This window comes from Pseudomonas sp. ok272 (assembly GCF_900109995.1).
Classification (GTDB): Bacteria; Pseudomonadota; Gammaproteobacteria; order Pseudomonadales; family Pseudomonadaceae; genus Aquipseudomonas.
The window spans coordinates 314,263-332,667 of the sequence record NZ_FOCB01000002.1 but is presented as its reverse complement, the minus strand read 5'-3'; the positions used below and the strand labels follow the sequence as shown (position 1 = coordinate 332,667).

The following is an 18,405-nucleotide window of genomic DNA, read 5'->3' as shown; positions in this document are numbered from 1 at the left end:
CCGGCTCTGATGCAAAGCCCAACGATGATGGGGTGCAGATAGCAGGAGCACAGGTCGTGCCATATATTCAACTTGTTGAATTTAAAGGTATTTATGTAACTCTTGGCGTGAGGTACAGGCAAAAATAGCCACTCGTGTAGGCGTTTTTGCAGCGTTTTATGCAAAAAGAAGGGGGGACACGTCCCTGTGTCGGGGGGTCAGTCGCGTTGAAGCTTGCGGATGAGCGTGCCGATGTCGATGCCCAGGTGCTGAGCAGCTTTGCGCTTGCTGCCGCATAGATGCACGGCCCTGAGAATGACTTGGCGTTCGAAATGCTGGACTTGAAGCTTGAGATTCTGTTCTGGATCGTTCTCTGGTTCATCGCGCGCAGCCGAGGGCTTCAAACGTTCCTGAGAGCGCACCGGATCGAGCAATTCAGCCGGCAAATGATGCTCCTGCGCTTCGTCGTCGGCGAGGACCGCCAGCCGTTCAAAGATATTCACCAGCTCGCGGATATTGCCCGGAAAATCATAGCCCATCAGCCGCTTCCGGCAGCCCGCAGACAGACTCAGTGAGGGCTCGCGATCGCCATTGATGCGGCTTAACAGGATGTCGATGAGAAACGGTAGGTCATCCCGGTGCTGGCGCAACGGCGGAATTTCTACCGGCAGGACGGCGAGGCGATAGTAGAGGTCGGCGCGAAACTCACCCATGCTCACTAGGTGATGCAGGTCCTTGTTAGTGGCCGCAATGACTTGCACCTGTATCGTTTTGCTCAGGGGCGAGCCAACCGACTGGATGGTACTGTCCTCAAGGAATTTCAGCAGCTTGGCCTGGACATGCAGGGGGATTTCGCCAATTTCATCGAGGAACAAGGTTCCGCCAGAAGCCGCTTCGATATAGCCTTGCTTGCCGCCCTGCAGTGCGCCGGTAAAAGCGCCGCGTTCATAGCCGAACATCTCCGACTCGAACAGACTCTCTGGAATGCTCCCGCAGTTAACGTGAATAAAAGGGCGATCACCCCAGCCGGCTGCACGGTGGATATGCCGCGCAATGGCGGTCTTGCCAACGCCGGGTTCGCCAAGCAGTAACAGCCGTGCGCGACGTCGGAAAGCGCGCACGCCGGTGTCCGCGATGCTTGATAGCTGCGGTGACAGGTGGAGGGTACTGTCCTGGGGGTCGCGTAGACCCTGCGGCTCCGCTGGCCGGTTTCCCAGCGATGCTCGACGCTGCGGCTGACTACCGTCGAAGTCTTTCTGAGTCAACATTCTGAACGGTTTTTCGTAGGCGCCCGTGGGGATGGCGTGGGCGCTGCTGAGCAGATTCCGGCCTTCTCGTGATCGGGTCAAGGCGCTGTTACCGCCGCGATTCAGTGCAGCCTGTAAGTCGTCGTAATTCAATGCCGAGCGTTGGTAAAACTCACTGTCGGACAACCCGACGGCTTGTTGTTTGGACAGTCGATTAATGCGCTCGGCGGCCAGATTGAGAAAACGCACGCGACCTTCACCGTCTGTCACGATCAGTGCTTCACCGAAGCTGTCGAGTAAGGCGTGCAACGCGGGTGTTTCCAGCAATGCCCCGAGGACTTCGCTGCTGACATTGACTGAAGAGCGCATGCCCATCTGCAGTGCGGGTGGCAGGTTCTTGTCTTTCATGGGTGCAATTCTTGCGCACGACGCGCGCCCTGACTTTCGCGAAACACCGCGACCCGCCAGGCCACGCCTTCACGAATCAGGATGCGCGAACAATGCACATTGAAGTTCAATTCTCGCCCGCTCAAATCAGGCAGTGGCAGGCTGTGCCAAGTGCGCTCGGGCAGGGCATTATCCAGCAGCAGTCGAGCGATACCGGCGCCATGGGTAATGCCAAAGGTCTCTTCGAAGGCTGCGTTGCGCCATTGTGGTTGCAGGTGTTCGTCGATCACCAGCACCGCATCCGGCACCGCATCGAAGACCCGGCGCAAGGCATCGATGCGCTGCTCGGCGTCGTGCTGCATGCGCAATTCCTGGCTGACGTCGCGAATGCTGCCCCACATGCGCAGTAGATGTCCGTTGACGATGGTTGCGCGTACATCGTTCTCGACGTAGGCCGGTGAACCATCGTGACGCCGATCCACCGAGAGCGCGCAGTCGACGCTGAAACCGGCTTCGATCAAGCGTCGCACGAACTCCTCGTTGGCCGGGCTGCGAGGCCAGTAAAGACGAACCGGTTGCTGGTTGAAGTCGACATCCGAAGGCATTTCATACACGTCCGCCATGGCCCGGTTGCACAATCGCCAGTGGGAGTCGTTTTCGAAAACCTGGCGAACGATTTCGTCAGGAGACGTGTTGATGTCCACCGCCTCGACGAACTCGATGCACCAGTAGGCAACCTTTGCGCTCTGCAGCATTTGACTCATTACTTCATTGGCGTTGTGCATTTCCCGCAGCCGATGGCCCAGCGACCCAAGCGGAATCTTCAGCAGGTGCAGGCGCGCCGGTTGAACTGAGCGCCACTCCATAAACCCGCAGGCGACCACTGGCAGCAGACCGCCATTGTGGCGAAGCAGGGTCAGCTCCAAGCTCTGGACTTGCTCATCGGCAGGAGGACTGGCGAACAGCAAACGCAAGGCACGCACTGACTCGAGGCTGTAGATACGTTCAATCGGCTGATGCAGCAGCTCCTCTGGTGCATACCCCAATTTATCGCTCAGGCTGGCGGACAGACTGACGAGTTGCCCGTCAGCACTTACGGTGCTTGAAAGGGGCTGCAGTTTGCTAGTCAGTAAATTCAGGGTATCCATCGATGTGTTGGCTCGATTTGGCTTATGGGGATTGAGTTGAAACACTCAGACAAGTAAAACCGGGCATATCGCATGCCAACTAAAAGGCTTGTAAACATTGAGCTTTGACGTCCCGTGAGTGAATGATCGCTGTGATATTGCAGCGTAATGTGCATTTTTGCAGCGATTGGAGAGTCAGCTTAGTTCTATTTATGACCTCACCCTACGTCCACTGCCCACCGGTAGCGTCGTGCCTAATCCATGTTTTGCCTGGCGAGGTCGTGTGCCAACCATTAGGCAAAAAAACGTGATTCAGGCATCGCCTTCGATGCGCTCCCGTAGTAATAGTGAGACACCGGCATACGTAGGAACAGACAGTGAATATGGCCCCGAAGGCAGGTTCGTTTTCGATAGCAGCAATCGACACAGGCTGTGTGAAAACGCCAGTGATTGTCTAACCAAGGCGTGCGGGTTGGGCGCCGTTCAGTTCGAACCCACGGTTTTGGTTTTCAGTGGCCGGGCTGGTTAGGTTTTGGTGCTTCCGGTGGATAGTGGTAGATTGCCTCCATCAACAAGGAGGCGTCATGGAATATCTCATCATCTGGATTGCTGTTGCAGTTCTGAGCGGTTATTACGCAAATCAAAAAGGCAGAAACGTTGTCAGTTGGGTGGTTCTCGGATTCTTTTTGTCCGTCTTTGCACTTATTGCCCTTTGGTTTCTTCCTCCTCTGGGTATTGCCGATAAAAGAAGCGATATTGCGAGAAAGTTAGATATGTCCGGGCGCTATAGGAAATGTCCGTCATGCGCTGAGTTGGTAGAAAACGAGGCGATCAAGTGCAAACACTGCCATGTAGATCTGCCGGCGCTCGCTGAGTAAACGACTTTTTACAGTAACCCGCTTCGGCGGGTTTTTCTATGGCACGCCCGGCAGGGCGAGCTTACCTGCACACCCGGCCAGGGGAAGTGCTAGCGAGAGTGCGGGTGGTGTCGGGGTTTAGGGAGAAGGCAGTGGCCAGGCTTGAACCTCTCCTGCTGGAGCGGATCAAACTAAAACAAGGTCAGGCTTTGTCTGATTGGAGACGCTCAAATGAAAAGAACAACTGTTTGGATCTTTGTGCTGTCAGCCGCGCTGCTACTCGGTGGGTGCTGGCCTTACTGGCATGATGGTGGGCATAGACATGACCATGATCATGGGCGCTACTACGATGGGGGCCAGGGTTACAGCAGATAGGAGGCGGTAGTGCTGGATCCGCGGCAGTCTATGGCTCAGATGCTGTCCTCGTGCTTGGAAGCGGCGGCGGCAGATGTAGCGCGTCGGGAGAACAAGGTCCGCAAGGAGAAGCTGAAGAGCAGGGCGCAAGCCCACTCACGAAGAGCGCAAGCATGGCGCCATCCTGGAACTGCCGAATCCAGTGAAGACGCCGGCGGCGAAACGGTTCTGGGAATTCGCGGTGCTGATCTGGGCCACTCCGCAAGTTGTCGGTGCCGAGGGCAAACGTTCCGCCGCAGTGCTGCCGACCGCTTGGCACGACATCACGAGTCGGGACAACGACGGCAAGCCGGAATCGACCCGTTATCGGTGGCGCTCATCAATCGGCAAGGCGCTCGACGATCAGGTGAATGAGGCGCTCTGTAGTGGTGCACGGATGTCGACGATCGAATCGCATCTACATCTAGCAGCCCTTGAACTATCCTCGATCTGATATTGTTGCGCGCCTTCGGGGGAGACAAGGCTGTCTGTCATCCCCCTCAATCATACGGATAGCGACCTCGGGCTATGGAAACCTTCATTCCACACATATCAACTAAAGAAAATCTAAGCAACTTCACCTTTCAGTTCTGTCGGGCAGACGGATCGCATGAAGTCGCGCGGGTTCGCTTATTGCCGGGCGGAATCATTGATGGCTACCTCCACAAAAATGAATCTAGCTGGGCTTTATTTGAAGGTGATGTAGCCCTGCTCACACGCGATGGGCGTCCGAGCACTATCTTCAACCGAGTTACCAAAACGGATGGAAAAATCGTCTTGGAAGGCGATTTTCTACTACGTCCGGAGCTGAAAATAGTCCATCAGCTTCGCCAGGTTGACGGGGGATTTCACAATCGTCAGCGCCACCACAAGCTAACGGCAAAAATGCTCGAGGCTGATATTGAAAAGTTTGGTTGGACTATCGGCGATCATTCCTACGGTGCTCCAAAGGTCATCGAGAATCCCTGCGCGAAACTGCATATTGGTAAGTTCTGCTCCATTGCCGCTGGCGTTCTGATCGCTCTAGGTAATCATCGGATCGATGGTGTAACCACCTACCCCTTCGCCACCCTCGCTAAGTTCTGGCCTTCGATGCGAGGATTTACCGAGGGAGACCATGTTTCAAAAGGTGATGTCTGTATCGGCAACGATGTTTGGATTGGCTATGGCGCGACCATCCTATCGGGCGTCACGATAGGTGACGGGGCCGTAATCGGCGCTCATAGCCTCGTGACCAAGGACGTACCTCCGTTCGCTGTTTATGGCGGGAATCCAGGGAAGGTCCTGAAGTATCGCCACACGCCCGAAGTTATCGATAACTTGATGCTAGTTGCGTGGTGGAATTGGGACGATTTGACGCTCGATGAACGGCTGCCTCTCATGATGTCCAATTTACCGGCCTTTCTGGAAAAATATCGATAATCCCGGCGTTCTTGTACAAATTCGTCATTTCAGATTGTTTGATTTTTACTCGTCGGAGGGGTATCAGTCGGCCCCATGGATACCCGCGCAGTCCTGGTATTTGGCAACGTGTTCTAGCGCTGACGAACGAGCGGGAAACCTGGCGGCCGATGCTGATCAAAGCCGGGGCAGGGGAGTGACGTGCGGGCGAGTCTATGAGGCTCTGGCCAATTAGGGATTCCCGTTATAGTCGCCACTCATGGTTTCCTAGATCGGCTTTATCAGCTCTGGGCTGTGGCTCTTCACGTTATCGGTGGCGTTGGCTAATTCGCTAAAGTGGATGGCACAAATTAGTGAAGCTCCTGATTGCTGTTCAAGTGAATCAGCCAAGTGTTGATCAGCACACCGATGAAGGTGCTGGCAGCTATCACGATACAGGTGGTGGTGATCCAGATCATTGTTTGATTCCTTCTGCTGTTCCATCCGTATAACTCACGATAGTTACAGATTGATGCCCTGCATCTGGGCATTGATTTTTTCTGACCAATGACCCTCAGAACGCGGTTTTTCCGCCTGGAGAAATGCAAAGGCAAGACTCTCAGGGGGGGCCGTGAGGACAACCGTAACGCGCTCGCCTTTCTCGACATTGGCCTGGGCGGAGGGCGCCAGCACTTCCTCGGTCACGGGCATCCGCCATCTGCAAGTGCGCGAACATCTGGGTCAGTCTGCCAAGTGCTATGGCCAGCGGGAGCGCCGGCTGGAATGGAGATATCAATAAGCCGACGTTTACGCCTTCTCTGCTGGCGCTGGCTGAGCGTTGGCAACGAATCGGTTACGAGTGGGAGCTGCTGACAGCGGTCACGGGCGGTCAGTAACAATTTGCCCGACGTGTGATGAAATGGCCTAGATCAGGGTTGCAAGGCGTGGCATTGTTCATGCTCATGCGGATTAAAAAAACGAATAGGGAAGTAGCATGCGAGCCGTCACCGTGAGAACAAAAGCTGATCTTGAATCTGCCAAGAACGCTGGATGTGTACAGATCATCGTAGAGGGGGACCTTGCTGACAAGCTCAAAAGATCCAAGAAGGTAGCCACGGCGGGGGCTATCACTATCGCCCTGCTGGGCACAGCGCTTGCGGCCATTCCTTTTACTGGAGGTCTCTCAATGGCCGCAGCTGCACCAGTAGCCGCCCTGACGGGTTTTGAAATCGCAGCCATCATCGCCGCCGCCTCTTTGGGCTTGGGCCTCATCATTGCTTTGTTCAAGGATTATGAGGAAGTCTCTTGCGAGCCCGGAAAGTTGGTGCTGAAAAAGAAGCAGGCATGAGCCGTTTTATTCCGGGTCCTCCGTATTTCTTCCGGTGCAAGAAATGTGAGCATCGATTCAGTCGCACGGTGAAGCTAGGACTCATTTGCCCAAAGTGCAGATCCTTCAGAGTTGAAAAGGATTGGGCCGTGCAGAAATAAGCGCTGCGACAACCAGATGCTGAAGGAGTCCGCACCCGACGTGCTCAGCTCTTGCTCGGAGAGCTCTTGGAATCACCGAAGCCGGCGATCAAGGACTGTTTGCCCTGGCGGCCTGTCAGGACTATGTGCGGAAGTTAGGTCGATAGAGTTATCGGGTACCGGTGTACGCACATCGAGAGCCGGCTACAAAAGGTCATCCTCATCGTCACGCAAGTGGCGATACCAGCCGAATAACGCTAAGCCAAGAATGGCTACGACTGCCGCAATAGTGATGAAGATCAGATATTGCATCAAGGTCGGTCTCTCAGCATTGGGTTTGGTGACTCTAGCCTACGCTCTAGATATTCCCCGACCCGTAAGAAAATTCCTAATGTGACCAGTCTTTTTTTCCCAAACATGATGCGGGTGAAGCACTCACATGAATTGGCGGTAGTTGCTGGTGCCGCCAAGGGCGGGGATCAGGCGCAGTGTGACCAGCTTTCGGAGGCGATCAAGCGGACATACGTACCACGTTCTACCTGTCCACCGGTTATGCCTCTGCGGCACGTCAGATACATGGTGCATCCTGATCGGGCTCAGCCGCCAGTTTCAATCGGTCAGCTTTACTAATGTATTTGGATTTATTGACCGGTGCCAATTTGGCGCTGGCCTTTTTGGCGTGAGCCTTTAGCAACTGCTTTATTTTCTTCTGACGATTCATGCTTCTACTCAGCGTGTAAATTGCCAAATGATATCAGTTTAGAATTTGCCAGCGGTCATTTCGAGGAGGCGGTAGCCATGACTCAAAAGCTGTTTTGGGACGATCCCTATCAAACCCAACTGACAACCCGGGTGACCGGCGTTAGCGGCCAGCAAGTCAGGCTTGAGCAAACCATTTTCTACGCGTTCTCCGGCGGGCAGGAAAGCGATAGCGGCACTATCGGTGCGTACCCGGTGCTTGAGGCGAGAAAGGACGGGCTGGATATCGTCTACACGCTTGCCGAACCCCATGAGCTGCGGGTTGGGGCGGTTGTGGACGTACACATCGATTGGGATCGTCGATATAGGCTGATGCGGCTTCATTTTGCCGCGGAAATGATCCTGCAATGCGTCTATCAATACTGCCCCGGCATCGAGCGAATCGGTGCCCACATTGCGCAGGACAAATCCCGTATCGACTTTGCCAGGGACGGCAGTATTGCGGTGCTCTTTCCCCAGCTTGAGCAAGCGGCTGCCGGGCTGGTCAACGCTGGCAGCCCAATCATCACCGCGTTTGAGGATGAGCCGAGTCAGCGCCGTTATTGGAAAGTCGAGGGGTTCGCCACGATGGCCTGTGGTGGAACGCATCCTCGGACCACGGCGGAAATTGGCGGGATCAAGCTCAAGCGCAAGAACATCGGCAAGGGCAAGGAAAGAATCGAGATCACGCTGGCCTAGCCATGCCTCACCCGGGCTGTTGGCCTCCCATTGCCAGGACCCGGAAGCCCTGGCGATGAGGTGGTGATTAGCGTCGATCCAGCCACACCGTTTGGGCGTTGCAGAACTCGCGCACGCCGAAGTGCGACAACTCCCGGCCGAACCCGCTTTTCTTCACGCCACCGAAGGTGACCCGCGGGTCGCTGGCGCAGTAGCCGTTAATGAACACGCCCCCGGTTTCCAGTTCGCCAGCCATCTGCTGGGCAAGCTCGACATTGGCGGTGTAAAGGGTCGAGGCCAGGCCAAACTCACTGTCGTTGGCCAACTGCAATGCATGAGCCGCATCGCGGGCGGTGATGATTGACGCCACCGGGCCGAACAGTTCTTGTTTGAAAGATGTCATCTGGTCGGTCACATCACCGAATACCGTGGGTTCATAGAAGTTGCCAGGGCCTTCGGCCTTGTTCCCGCCCATCAACAATGTCGCGCCTTCCGCCAAGGTGTCGCGCACCTGTTGATCGAGTTCATCGCGCAGGTCGAAACGCGCCATTGGACCGATGTACGTGTCGGCGGCCAGTGGGTCGCCAACCACCAGTTTGCCCGTGGCTTCGACGAACTTGCGCGTGAATTCCTGGACGATACCTTGCTCGACAATCAGGCGCTTGGCGGCGGCACAGACCTGCCCGGTGTTCTGGTAGCGGCCAATCACGGCGGCTTTGACCGCTTCGTCCAGGTCAGCATCGTTCAGCACAATGAACGGGTCGGAGCCGCCCAGTTCCAGGACGCACTTCTTCAACGCCGCACCGGCCTGCGCACCGATGGCCATGCCCGCTCGTACGCTGCCGGTCAGGGTCACAGCGGCGATGCGCGGGTCGGCAATGGCCGTGGAGACACCTTCAGGCGTGACGTTGATGACCTCGAACACGCCGTGCGGGAAGTTGGCGCGCTTGATGGCGTCGAGCAGCAGGTAGGCGCTGCCCATGACGTTGGGCGCATGCTTGAGCACGTAGGTGTTACCGGCGATCAGCGCCGGGACGGCACCGCGCAGGACTTGCCAGATCGGGAAATTCCACGGCATCACGGCGAGGATCGGCCCCAGCGCGCGGTACTCGATTCGGGCCTTGCCGCCCTCAACCAGGGTTGGCTCGGCAGTCAGCATCGCCGGGCCGTGCTCGGCATACCACTCGCAGAGTTGGGCGCACTTCTCAATTTCACCCCGCGCCTGGGCGATGGGCTTGCCCATCTCCACGGTGATCATGTTCGCCATCGTGGCGGCGTTGTCGCGCAGGACCTGGGCGAGGGCGACCAGCCGTTGCGCACGTTGCGCAACAGGTGTCTGGCGCCAGACGCGGAAACCCGCGGCGGCGCGGGCCAGAGCGGCCTGCAGTGCCGATTCGGATTCGAACGGGTAATGGCCAACCTGTTCGCCGGTGGTGGGGTTGATCGAAATGGCATGGGTAAGGCTGCTGATTTGGCTCATGGCACCGTCCTGCGGGGTGGGGATGGGCCGAGATTACGGTGGTGTTTGCGTTCTGGAAACTGAATAATGCTGAGCATGTCGTTCACGTTTGGAGAATGAATTGGATCTGGTTCAACTCGAAATATTCAAGGCCGTGGCCGAGCACGGCAGTATCAGCGCCGCCGCCCAGCACATCCACCGAGTGCCGTCGAACCTGACGACCCGGATCAAGCAACTGGAACAGGACCTGGGAGTGGACCTGTTCATCCGTGAGAAGAGCCGCTTGCGGCTGTCCCCGGCAGGCTGGAGTTTCCTGGACTATGCCCGGCGGATCCTCGACCTGGTCCAGGAAGCCCGCGCCACAGTCGCAGGTGAGGAGCCTCAAGGATCATTCCCCTTGGGTTCGCTGGAAAGCACGGCGGCGGTGCGCATTCCCGGGCTGCTGGCGGCGTACAACCAGAAGCACGCCAAGGTCGAGTTGGACCTCTCCACCGGCCCTTCGGGGACCATGATCGATGGAGTGCTGTCGGGTCGCCTGGCCGCCGCGTTTGTCGATGGCCCCGTGTTGCACCCGGCCCTGGAAGGCGTGCCCGCGTTCGAGGAGGAGATGGTGCTGATCGCACCGCTCAACCATCCGCCGATCCACCGTGCCCAGGAGGTGAACGGCGAAAACATCTATGCCTTCCGCTCTAACTGTTCCTATCGCCACCACTTCGAGAGTTGGTTCGCCAAGGACGCGGCAGTGCCAGGCAAGATCTTCGAAATGGAGTCCTATCACGGCATGCTGGCCTGCGTCAGCGCCGGTGCCGGCCTGGCGCTCATGCCGCGTAGCATGCTGGAGAGCATGCCAGGCTGCACCACGGTAAGTATTTGGCCGCTGTCGGCGTCCTTTCGTTACTTGTGCACGTGGCTGGTGTGGCGCCGGGGCACGGTGTCGCAAAGCCTGACCATGTTTGTGCGCTTGCTGGAAGAACAGGGCGTGGTGCCGGAGCCCGTGTGACTGCAGGGTTGGCGCCGTCGATTACGCGGGTGAATGGCACAACCGTTCGGCCTTTCATTGCATCACCCACCAGGGTGTGGAGCAGAAGTGAGCGGTGTGACCTTCGCGAGACCTTTACCGCCCCTGTGTGACGGCCGGTGAGCCAGGAAAGAACAAACAGATCCCAGTCACGATATAGCTAAAGTCTGCGAGCAATCTGGCGACAACGTCCTTAACTACCAGAGGAATGTCGCTATGAACGTCAAGCATGGGTTGGTCGTGGCAGGTTTGTTTTGCGTGATGGTCGATGCCCAGGGTGGCGCCTCGGGGGTCATTCGTTTCCAGGGGAGCATCGTTGAGGTGGGCTGTGTTGCCCAGCGTGCCGAGGGCGCGGCGATGGAGTTGCGGGGCTGTCCGATGATCGCGCGCAGCAACGGCATCAGTGTCCCGGGCGCGCGTCCCCTCGGCAGTGTAACGCCCGTCGGTAACTCGACCGCCAACGTCCAGCTCAAGGCTGATAGCCGTCAGCGCGATCGCTTCATCCTGGTAGACGCCACGGGCAAGCACGTGCAGTCAGGCGCCTATATCGTGACACTGACGTTACCTTGATTCCCGCATTCGCGAGCAGGCTCGCTCCCACAGGGTATTCGGCGTGCGCAAACGTTACGTCCGATCACGGACTCCTTGTGGGAGCGAGCCTGCTCGCGAAGAGACCCTCACACCGCCCACCGTCTTAGCTGCCCCGTGCCGTCTCCAGCAGCCACTGTCGAAAGAACAACACTTCGGGGCTCTGCCGCTTGCCCGCCCTGGGGTGCAGCAGGTAGTGGGCCTGCTCGATAGGCAGCTCACCGTCGAAGGGCGCAATCAGTCGGCCAGAGTCGATGTAGGACTGGGCCAGGCTGCGCAGCACCAGGGCGAAGCCCGACCCGGCGGCGGCCAGCTCCAGGGCCGTGAGCGACGTATCGACCTGCAAGCCCTTGGCACCATTGGTATCCGGGATACCGGCCAGGCGGAACCAGCGCGTCCATAAGTCCTCACACCCCATGATGTGAATCAGGTTGTGTTGTGCCAAGGCCGCCAGCGCTTCGGTGGAGTCTGCCCGGGCAAGCCACAGCGGGCTGCACACCGGGATCGATGCTTCTTTCTGGATCAACTCGGCCTCGAACCCTTCCCAATGACCGTCACCAAAGCGGATATCGATAGCGCTCTGGTCAGCCCCTTGGGCGTTGGCCCAGATGTCGGCCAACAGGCGGATTTCAATGGTGGGATGCGCCTCGATGAACGAGTGCAGCTTCGGCGCCAGCCAGAGCACTGCGAACGCGGCGGTGGAGCGGATGGTGATCGAGCAGTCGCCCCGGCTGCCGAACAGCCCCACGGTGGACACCGCCAGCTCATCGAACGCCTTGCGCACCGAAGGCAGGTACGCCAGCCCCATGTCGGTGAGCCGCACGCCACGGGGCAGTCGCTCGAACAACTGGAACCCCAGGTATTGCTCCAGCGAGCGAATCTGCAGGCTGACGGCCGCCGCTGTCATGTGCAGGTCTTCGGCAGCGGCGGTGAAACTCAGGCTGCGGGCGGCGGCCTCGAAGGTGCGTAGCCAAGGCAGGTGGGGCAATTTATAGGACATGACTGAGCCTTAAATATTTTTGGCCCAAAGGCCATATTTTGCTTGTTTGTCTTGAAGCAGCTTTACGCAAATGATGGGCCCGGACAAGTAGGCCATAACAACAAATACGGTTTGCGGGCATTCGAGAGGCAAGGCACATGGCGGTTGCGGGGGAGTACGACTACATCATCGTGGGCAGCGGCTCGGCAGGTTCGGTACTGGCCGACCGGTTGTCCGCCGACGGGCTGGCCCAGGTGCTGGTGCTGGAAGCCGGGGGCAGTGATCGGCGCTTTTTCATCAAAATGCCGATCGGCTACGGGCGCACCTTCTTCGACGAGCGGGTCAACTGGAAGTACGAGACCGAACCCGAGCCGGCCATCGCCGCTCGCCGCAGCTACTGGCCGCGCGGGCGGGTGATGGGCGGTTCCAGTTCGATCAACGCGATGGTCTATTGCCGTGGTTTGCCGGTGGATTTCGATGGCTGGGCGCAACGAGGCAACGCCGGTTGGGGTTGGGCCGATGTGCTGCCGTACTTCCAGCGCTCCGAGCGGCGGGTCGACGCCCAGGGCAACGCCGCCCAGGGTGGCCCGTTGTATGTCTCCGATGTCTCCGCCCAACTGCATCCATTGCGCCGCCATTTCTTCGCCGCCGCCAAAGAACTGGGCCTGCCGTACTCCGACGACTTCAACGGCAGCCACCCCGAAGGCGTGGGCTCCTATCAGATCAACACCTACAAAGGCATCCGCTGCTCGGCCGCCGACGCGTTCCTGCGCCCGGCGTTGCAGCGCCGCAATGTGCGATTGATGACCCAGGCGCTGGTACACCGGGTGTTGTTCGAAGGCCGGCGAGCGGTGGGCGTTGCCTTCGAGCGGGAAGGGCAGATGATCACCGTGCGTGCCCGCCGCGAGGTGATCCTCAGTGCCGGGGCGGTCAACTCGCCGCAGTTGCTGCAACTGTCAGGGGTCGGGCCGGCGGACCTGCTGGCGCGTCACGGCATCGCGGTGCTGTTGGACAACCCCGCCGTCGGCGGCGCGCTCCAGGACCACCTGGGCATCAATTACTACTACAAGGCCACCGAGCCTACCCTTAACAACCTGCTGTACCCGCTGCATGGCAAGCTCTGGGCCGGATTGCGCTACGTGCTGACCCGCAAAGGGCCCTTGAGCGTCAGCGTCAACCAATCCGGCGGGTTTGTCCGCTCGCACGCCCGCAGCACCTGCGCCGACACCCAGTTGTACTTCAATCCCGTGACCTATTCGACGGCGCCCGCCGGCAAGCGCCCGCTGATGAACCCCGACCCCTTCGCCGGCTTCATCATCTCGTTCCAGCCCTGCCGCCCCAAAAGCCGTGGCCGGATCGACATTTGCAGCACCGACCCGCGCGTCGGCCCACAGATCCGCCCCAACTACCTGTCTGCGCCTGAGGATGTCGCGGCAGTGATCTGCGGTGGCCGGCTGATCCAGCAGATGGTCCGCACCCAAGCCCTGCGCGGACTGATCAAGGACGTCATCCAGCCTGACCTGGGCAGCATGTCCGATGCGCAAATCCTCGAAGACTTCCGCCAACGTTGCGGCTCGGTGTTCCACCCGGTCGGCACCTGTGGGATGGGCCCGGACCCACGCACCTCGGTGGTCGACAACCGACTGCGGGTACACGGACTCGACGGGCTGCGGGTGGTCGACGCCTCGATCTTCCCCACGATTACCTCGGGCAACACCAACGCCCCAACCATCATGGTCGCGCAGAAAGCGGCCGACCTGATCCTGGCCGACAACAAGACAATGGAGAGGCGTGATGCGCATCAGCAAGCTTGAAACATTCTGCGATCCCTACGTGGGGTTCGTCCGCGTCACCAGCGACACTGGGGCGATTGGCTGGGGCCAGCTGTCGACCTACAACGCCGACATCAGCGCCCAGGTGTTCCACCGCCAGGTCGCACCGTGGGCGCTGGGGGCCGACGCCTTCGACATCGACGGTTTGATCAGCCTGATCCCCGAGCGCGAGCACAAATTCCCCGGCACCTACCTGTGCCGGGCGATGGCCGGCCTGGACACCGCCCTCTGGGACCTGCGCGGCAAGGTCGAAGGCAAACCGGTGGTCGAGCTGCTCGGCGGCACCCCCGGCCGTTTGCGCGCCTATGCCTCGTCGATGCGTCGTGACATCAGCGCCGCCGACGAAGCCCAGCGCCTGCTGCGCCTGCGCGATACCTACGGTTTTGATGCGTTCAAGTTCCGCGTGGGCGCCGAGTGCGGCCACGACATCGATGAGTGGCCACAACGCACCGAGCAGATCGTGCCCAAGGTGCGCCAGGTACTGGGGGACCGGGTGTCGTTGCTGGTGGACGGCAACTCCGGCTTCTCGCCCAAGCGCGCCATCGAGGTCGGCGGGATGTTGCAGGACTACGGCATCGAGCACTTCGAGGAACCGTGCCCGTATTGGGAGCTGGAGCAGACCAAGCAGGTCACCGATGCCTTGCGCCTGGATGTCACCGGCGGCGAGCAGGACTGCGACCTGGCGACCTGGCGGCGGATGATCGACCTGCGCGCGGTCGATGTGGTGCAGCCCGACGTCCTGTACCTGGGCGGCATCAGCCGCTCGATGAAGGTCGCACGGATGGCCGCCGAGGCGGGCCTGCCCGTGACGCCCCACAGCGCCAACCTGTCGCTGGTGACCCTGTTCACCATGCACTACCTCAAGGCCATCCCCAACGCCGGCAAGTACCTGGAGCTGTCCATCGAAGGCCTGGATTATTACCCGTGGCAGGACGGCCTGTTCGTCGAGTCGCCCTACACCGTCGAAGACGGTCAGGTGACGGTCAGTGATGCGCCGGGCTGGGGCATCGAGGTCTCGCCGCAGTGGCTGGAACGCTCCACCTACCAGGTCAGCGAGGTGGCCAAATGAGTGCTGAAACCGAGGCGTTGATCGCCGAGTACTTCGCCAGCGGCACGTTGGCCGGTTTGCCGTCTGCGCATTGGATCGACGGCCAGTGGTGCGCGGCTGCCGGTGGCGAGTCAATGGAAACCTTCGACCCCGGCACGGGGCGGGCCTTTGCCCGCTTCGCCGCCGGCGACGAACAGGACGTCGAGCACGCCGTGGCCGCCGCCGAGCGGGCGAGCAAAGGCCCGTGGGGCAAGGCGACGCCCGCCGAGCGCAGCCGCATGCTGTACCGCGCCGCCGAGGGCATCCGGACCAACGCCGAACGCCTGGCGGTGATCGAGACCCTGGACAACGGCAAGACCCTGGCCGAGGCCCAGGGCGACGTGCGCTCAGCGGCGCGGGTGTTTGAGTATTACGCGGGCGCTGCCGACAAGTTGCACGGTGAGACCATGGCCCTGGGCCCGGATTATATGGCGCAAACCAGCCTGGAACCGGTGGGCATCACCGCCCATGTGATCCCCTGGAACTACCCGTTCTCCACCGCCGCCCGAGGCCTGGCGCCGGCGCTGGCGGCGGGCTGCACAGCGGTGCTCAAGCCGGCCGAGCAAACGCCACTGACGGCCCTGCTGCTGGCCGAGATCCTGCACCGGGCCGGGTTGCCTGCGGGTGTGTGCAATGTGATCACCGGCACCGGTGCCCGAGTGGGCGCGCCGCTGGTGGCCCACCCCAAGGTCCGACACGTGACCTTCACCGGTTCGGTGCAAACCGGGCGCACGGTGATGCAGGCCGCTGCGCGCAATATCACCAGCGTCACCCTGGAGTTGGGCGGCAAGTCGCCGATGGTGGTGCTCAAGGATTGCGACCTGGAGGCCACGGTGGAAGACGCGCTGTGGGCCATCTACTCCAACGCCGGGCAGATCTGCTCGGCCGGTTCACGGCTGGTGATCGAGCGCAGCCTGCATGCCGAGTTCGTCGAGCGCCTGGCGGCCCGGGCCAACCAGTTGAGCGTCGGCCATGGCCTGCGCAATCCCAGCATCGGCGCGATCAGTTCCCTGGAACAGTTGGAGAAGATCAGCGCCTACGTCGAAGACGCCAAGACCCGCAAGATCGGCGTGCTGGCGGGCGGCACCCGCTTGACCGACCCCGACAGTGGCGCGGGCTGGTTCTTTGCGCCGACGCTGCTGGACCGCGTCGGTCCCAATGATCGGTTGGTGCAGGAAGAAATCTTCGGTCCCGTGTTGTCGGTGCAGGTCGCCGACTCGATCGAGCATGCGCTGGAACTGGCCAACGGCACGCCCTTCGGGTTGGCGGCGGGCATCTACACCCGCGACATCACCAAGGCCCTGCGCCTGGCCCGGGACATCGACGCCGGCCAGGTCTACATCAACGAGTATTTTGCCGGTGGCATCGAGACCCCGTTTGGCGGCAACAAGCTGTCGGGGTTCGGCCGCGAGAAGGGTCTGGAAGGCCTGCGCAGTTATTGCCGGGTCAAGGCGGTGACGGCGCGCATATAAAGCGTGGTAAGAGGGACGGCGACACGTGCGTGGGTCCGGCGCCTGCTTGTGCAAGCAAGGCGCCGTGACAACTCCTGATAAAACAGCCAATAACGGGGACACCTCATGAGCAAACTGATTGACGAGCTGACACGGGGCCTGCAACAAGGGCGAATTGATCGACGTACCTTCATGCAATGCCTGCTCGCGGCGGGGGCGAGCATGGCTGTGGCCACCAGCTTTCCCGGCCAGGCCTGGGCCGATACGCCGGCCGCGAGCCCCAAGCGTGGCGGCAACTTCAAGCTGGGCATTGCCAGCGGCTCGACCACCGACTCGTTCGACCCCGGCACCTTCGGCGACAACTACATGCAGTCGGTGGGCCACTCGATCCACAGCTACCTGACCGAAGTCACCAACAGCGGTGAACTGATCGGCGAGCTGGCGCAGACCTGGGAGCCCTCCGCCGACGCCAAGGTCTGGACCTTCAAGCTGCGCCCCGGCGTTGAGTTCCACAACGGCAAGTCCCTGGAAGCGGCCGATGTCGTGGCCTCGCTCAATCACCATCGGGGCGCCGATTCCAAGTCCGCAGCCAATAGCCTGCTGGCGCCGATTGTCGACATCAAGACCGAGGGCAAGGACACCGTCGTCATCACCCTGAGCGGCGGCAATGCCGACTTCCCGTACCTGCTCTCCGACTACCACCTGCCGGTGATGCCGTCCCAGGATGGCAAGGTCGATGCCACGGCCGGGATCGGTTGCGGCGCCTACATCCGCGAAGCCTTCGATCCGGGCGTCCGCACGCTGGTCAAGCGCAACCCCAATTACTGGAAGCCCGATCGCGGCTGGTTCGACTCGGTGGAGTTCCTGGTGATCGCCGACGTCGGCGCGCGCACCAACGCCCTGAGTACCGGCGAGATCCACGCCATGAACGGCTGTGACCTCAAGACCGTGCACCTGCTCAAGCGCAACACCGCCCTGGAAGTGTCCTCGATCAACGGCGGCCAGCATTACAGCCTGCCGATGAACACCACCATGGCACCGTTCACCGACCGCAACGTGCGCATGGCCCTCAAGCATGCGCTGGACCGCAAGACCATGCTGCAGACCATCCTCCACGGCCACGGCGAAGTCGCCAACGATCACCCGATCAGTTCCGGCTATCGCTACTTCGACCCGCAACTGGCCCAGCGCGAATACGACCCGGACAAATCGCGCTTCTACCTCAAGCAGGCGGGCATGAGCACGCTCACGGTCGACCTCAGCGCCGCCGACGCGGCCTTTGCCGGTGCGGTGGACACGGCCGTGCTGTTCAAGGAGCACGCGGCCAAGGCCGGTATCAACATCAACGTGGTGCGTGAACCCAATGACGGTTACTGGAAGAACGTCTGGATGAAGAAGGCCTGGAGCATGGACTACTGGGGCGGCAAGCCCACGGCAGACTGGGCGTTCTCATTGGTCTACGGCAAGGGCGCCAGTTGGAACGAAACGTTCTGGGACAACGATACATTCAACGCCCTGCTGTTGGCGGCGCGCTCCGAACTCGACGACGCCAAGCGCCGCGAGATGTACGGCGAGATGCAGGGCATTCTGCGTGACGATGGCGGCGCGCTGATCCCGCTGTTCGCCAACTACGTCGACGGCATCTCGCGCCGCATCGGCCACGAAAAACTGGCCAGCAACTGGGACCTGGACGGCCTGCGTGCCGCCGAGCGCTGGTGGTTCGTATGAGACGGCGCAG

The 18,405-nt window shown here is 60.3% G+C and carries 17 protein-coding genes; 11 read left to right on the top strand and 6 right to left on the bottom strand.

Going from position 1 to position 18,405, the window contains the following annotated elements; all coding sequences use genetic code 11:
* Positions 1-197: 197 nt before the first annotated feature.
* Complete coding sequence (locus BMW74_RS04335) at positions 198-1,634, bottom strand: sigma-54 interaction domain-containing protein (protein WP_093414153.1); 1,437 nt, start codon at positions 1,632-1,634, stop codon at positions 198-200.
* Entirely contained in the window at positions 1,631-2,761 is a 1,131-nt protein-coding gene (locus BMW74_RS04330) for a PAS domain-containing protein (protein ID WP_093414150.1), read from the bottom strand. The genes BMW74_RS04335 and BMW74_RS04330 overlap by 4 nt, the downstream gene beginning before the upstream one ends.
* Before the next feature lie 563 nt (positions 2,762-3,324).
* Here BMW74_RS04330 and BMW74_RS04325 point away from each other — a divergent pair.
* The 3 genes from BMW74_RS04325 to BMW74_RS25610 all read left to right on the top strand — a co-directional run bounded on the left by BMW74_RS04325 (position 3,325) and on the right by BMW74_RS25610 (position 5,412).
* The gene (locus tag BMW74_RS04325) at positions 3,325-3,618 is read left to right on the top strand and encodes a hypothetical protein (protein ID WP_093414148.1); all 294 of its coding nucleotides are present in this window, start codon (positions 3,325-3,327) and stop codon (positions 3,616-3,618) included.
* A gap of 535 nt (positions 3,619-4,153) precedes the next feature.
* Positions 4,154-4,444, top strand: coding sequence for a hypothetical protein (locus BMW74_RS04320; RefSeq protein ID WP_256562521.1), 291 nt, complete (start codon positions 4,154-4,156; stop codon positions 4,442-4,444).
* A gap of 74 nt (positions 4,445-4,518) precedes the next feature.
* Entirely contained in the window at positions 4,519-5,412 is an 894-nt protein-coding gene (locus BMW74_RS25610; protein ID WP_305881713.1) for a CatB-related O-acetyltransferase, read from the top strand.
* 480 nt (positions 5,413-5,892) lie between these two features.
* On the opposite strand, the gene BMW74_RS04310 is transcribed toward BMW74_RS25610, so the two are convergent.
* Positions 5,893-6,075 (bottom strand): hypothetical protein, encoded by a 183-nt coding sequence (locus BMW74_RS04310; RefSeq protein ID WP_139208366.1) that lies wholly within the window; start codon positions 6,073-6,075, stop codon positions 5,893-5,895.
* A gap of 289 nt (positions 6,076-6,364) precedes the next feature.
* On the opposite strand from BMW74_RS04310, the gene BMW74_RS04305 reads away from it, so the two are divergent.
* Positions 6,365-6,718 (top strand): hypothetical protein, encoded by a 354-nt coding sequence (locus BMW74_RS04305; protein WP_093414143.1) that lies wholly within the window; start codon positions 6,365-6,367, stop codon positions 6,716-6,718.
* Positions 6,719-7,405: 687 nt separating this feature from the next.
* Here the strand turns inward: BMW74_RS04305 and BMW74_RS04300 are convergent.
* On the bottom strand, positions 7,406-7,558 hold the full coding sequence (locus BMW74_RS04300) for a DUF2986 domain-containing protein (protein ID WP_093414138.1): 153 nt from the start codon (positions 7,556-7,558) through the stop codon (positions 7,406-7,408).
* 77 nt (positions 7,559-7,635) lie between these two features.
* Here BMW74_RS04300 and BMW74_RS04295 point away from each other — a divergent pair, with 77 nt between their 5' ends.
* A complete protein-coding gene (locus BMW74_RS04295) occupies positions 7,636-8,274 on the top strand; it encodes an alanyl-tRNA editing protein (RefSeq protein WP_093414133.1) in 639 nt (212 codons plus the stop codon).
* Between the two features lie 67 nt (positions 8,275-8,341).
* Here the strand turns inward: BMW74_RS04295 and BMW74_RS04290 are convergent, their stop codons facing one another.
* A complete protein-coding gene (locus BMW74_RS04290; RefSeq protein WP_093414131.1) occupies positions 8,342-9,733 on the bottom strand; it encodes an aldehyde dehydrogenase family protein in 1,392 nt (463 codons plus the stop codon).
* Between the two features lie 100 nt (positions 9,734-9,833).
* Between BMW74_RS04290 and BMW74_RS04285 the strand changes: the two genes are divergently transcribed.
* The gene (locus BMW74_RS04285; RefSeq protein WP_093414129.1) at positions 9,834-10,712 is read left to right on the top strand and encodes a putrescine utilization regulator PtrR; all 879 of its coding nucleotides are present in this window, start codon (positions 9,834-9,836) and stop codon (positions 10,710-10,712) included.
* Positions 10,713-10,946: 234 nt separating this feature from the next.
* On the top strand, positions 10,947-11,300 hold the full coding sequence (locus BMW74_RS04280; protein WP_093414127.1) for a hypothetical protein: 354 nt from the start codon (positions 10,947-10,949) through the stop codon (positions 11,298-11,300).
* Positions 11,301-11,424: 124 nt separating this feature from the next.
* Here the strand turns inward: BMW74_RS04280 and BMW74_RS04275 are convergent, their stop codons facing one another.
* Entirely contained in the window at positions 11,425-12,318 is an 894-nt protein-coding gene (locus tag BMW74_RS04275; RefSeq protein ID WP_093414125.1) for a LysR substrate-binding domain-containing protein, read from the bottom strand.
* Between the two features lie 137 nt (positions 12,319-12,455).
* On the opposite strand from BMW74_RS04275, the gene BMW74_RS04270 reads away from it, so the two are divergent.
* The 4 genes from BMW74_RS04270 (at position 12,456) to BMW74_RS04255 (ending at position 18,395) form a co-directional block, all read left to right on the top strand.
* Positions 12,456-14,111 carry a GMC family oxidoreductase gene (locus tag BMW74_RS04270; RefSeq protein WP_093414123.1) on the top strand — a complete coding sequence of 552 codons (1,656 nt, stop codon included), beginning with the start codon at positions 12,456-12,458 and terminating at the stop codon, positions 14,109-14,111.
* Positions 14,092-15,198: a mandelate racemase/muconate lactonizing enzyme family protein gene (locus BMW74_RS04265; protein ID WP_093414121.1), complete on the top strand. Its 1,107-nt coding sequence runs from the start codon at positions 14,092-14,094 to the stop codon at positions 15,196-15,198. The genes BMW74_RS04270 and BMW74_RS04265 overlap by 20 nt, the downstream gene beginning before the upstream one ends.
* Positions 15,195-16,688 carry an aldehyde dehydrogenase family protein gene (locus BMW74_RS04260; RefSeq protein WP_093414119.1) on the top strand — a complete coding sequence of 498 codons (1,494 nt, stop codon included), beginning with the start codon at positions 15,195-15,197 and terminating at the stop codon, positions 16,686-16,688. Before BMW74_RS04265 ends, BMW74_RS04260 begins: the two co-directional genes overlap by 4 nt.
* Before the next feature lie 105 nt (positions 16,689-16,793).
* Positions 16,794-18,395 carry an ABC transporter substrate-binding protein gene (locus BMW74_RS04255; RefSeq protein ID WP_093414117.1) on the top strand — a complete coding sequence of 534 codons (1,602 nt, stop codon included), beginning with the start codon at positions 16,794-16,796 and terminating at the stop codon, positions 18,393-18,395.
* Positions 18,396-18,405: the final 10 nt, after the last annotated feature.

Coding starts and splice junctions, on each gene's coding strand:
- BMW74_RS04290 (WP_093414131.1), bottom strand. CDS start 9,733: ATGAGCCAAATCAGCAGCCTTACCCATGCCATTTCGATCAACCCCACC.
- BMW74_RS04305 (WP_093414143.1), top strand. CDS start 6,365: ATGCGAGCCGTCACCGTGAGAACAAAAGCTGATCTTGAATCTGCCAAG.
- BMW74_RS04325 (WP_093414148.1), top strand. CDS start 3,325: ATGGAATATCTCATCATCTGGATTGCTGTTGCAGTTCTGAGCGGTTAT.
- BMW74_RS04275 (WP_093414125.1), bottom strand. CDS start 12,318: ATGTCCTATAAATTGCCCCACCTGCCTTGGCTACGCACCTTCGAGGCC.
- BMW74_RS04295 (WP_093414133.1), top strand. CDS start 7,636: ATGACTCAAAAGCTGTTTTGGGACGATCCCTATCAAACCCAACTGACA.
- BMW74_RS04330 (WP_093414150.1), bottom strand. CDS start 2,761: ATGGATACCCTGAATTTACTGACTAGCAAACTGCAGCCCCTTTCAAGC.
- BMW74_RS04260 (WP_093414119.1), top strand. CDS start 15,195: ATGAGTGCTGAAACCGAGGCGTTGATCGCCGAGTACTTCGCCAGCGGC.
- BMW74_RS04270 (WP_093414123.1), top strand. CDS start 12,456: ATGGCGGTTGCGGGGGAGTACGACTACATCATCGTGGGCAGCGGCTCG.
- BMW74_RS04265 (WP_093414121.1), top strand. CDS start 14,092: ATGCGCATCAGCAAGCTTGAAACATTCTGCGATCCCTACGTGGGGTTC.
- BMW74_RS04255 (WP_093414117.1), top strand. CDS start 16,794: ATGAGCAAACTGATTGACGAGCTGACACGGGGCCTGCAACAAGGGCGA.
- BMW74_RS04280 (WP_093414127.1), top strand. CDS start 10,947: ATGAACGTCAAGCATGGGTTGGTCGTGGCAGGTTTGTTTTGCGTGATG.
- BMW74_RS04300 (WP_093414138.1), bottom strand. CDS start 7,558: ATGAATCGTCAGAAGAAAATAAAGCAGTTGCTAAAGGCTCACGCCAAA.
- BMW74_RS25610 (WP_305881713.1), top strand. CDS start 4,519: ATGGAAACCTTCATTCCACACATATCAACTAAAGAAAATCTAAGCAAC.
- BMW74_RS04335 (WP_093414153.1), bottom strand. CDS start 1,634: ATGAAAGACAAGAACCTGCCACCCGCACTGCAGATGGGCATGCGCTCT.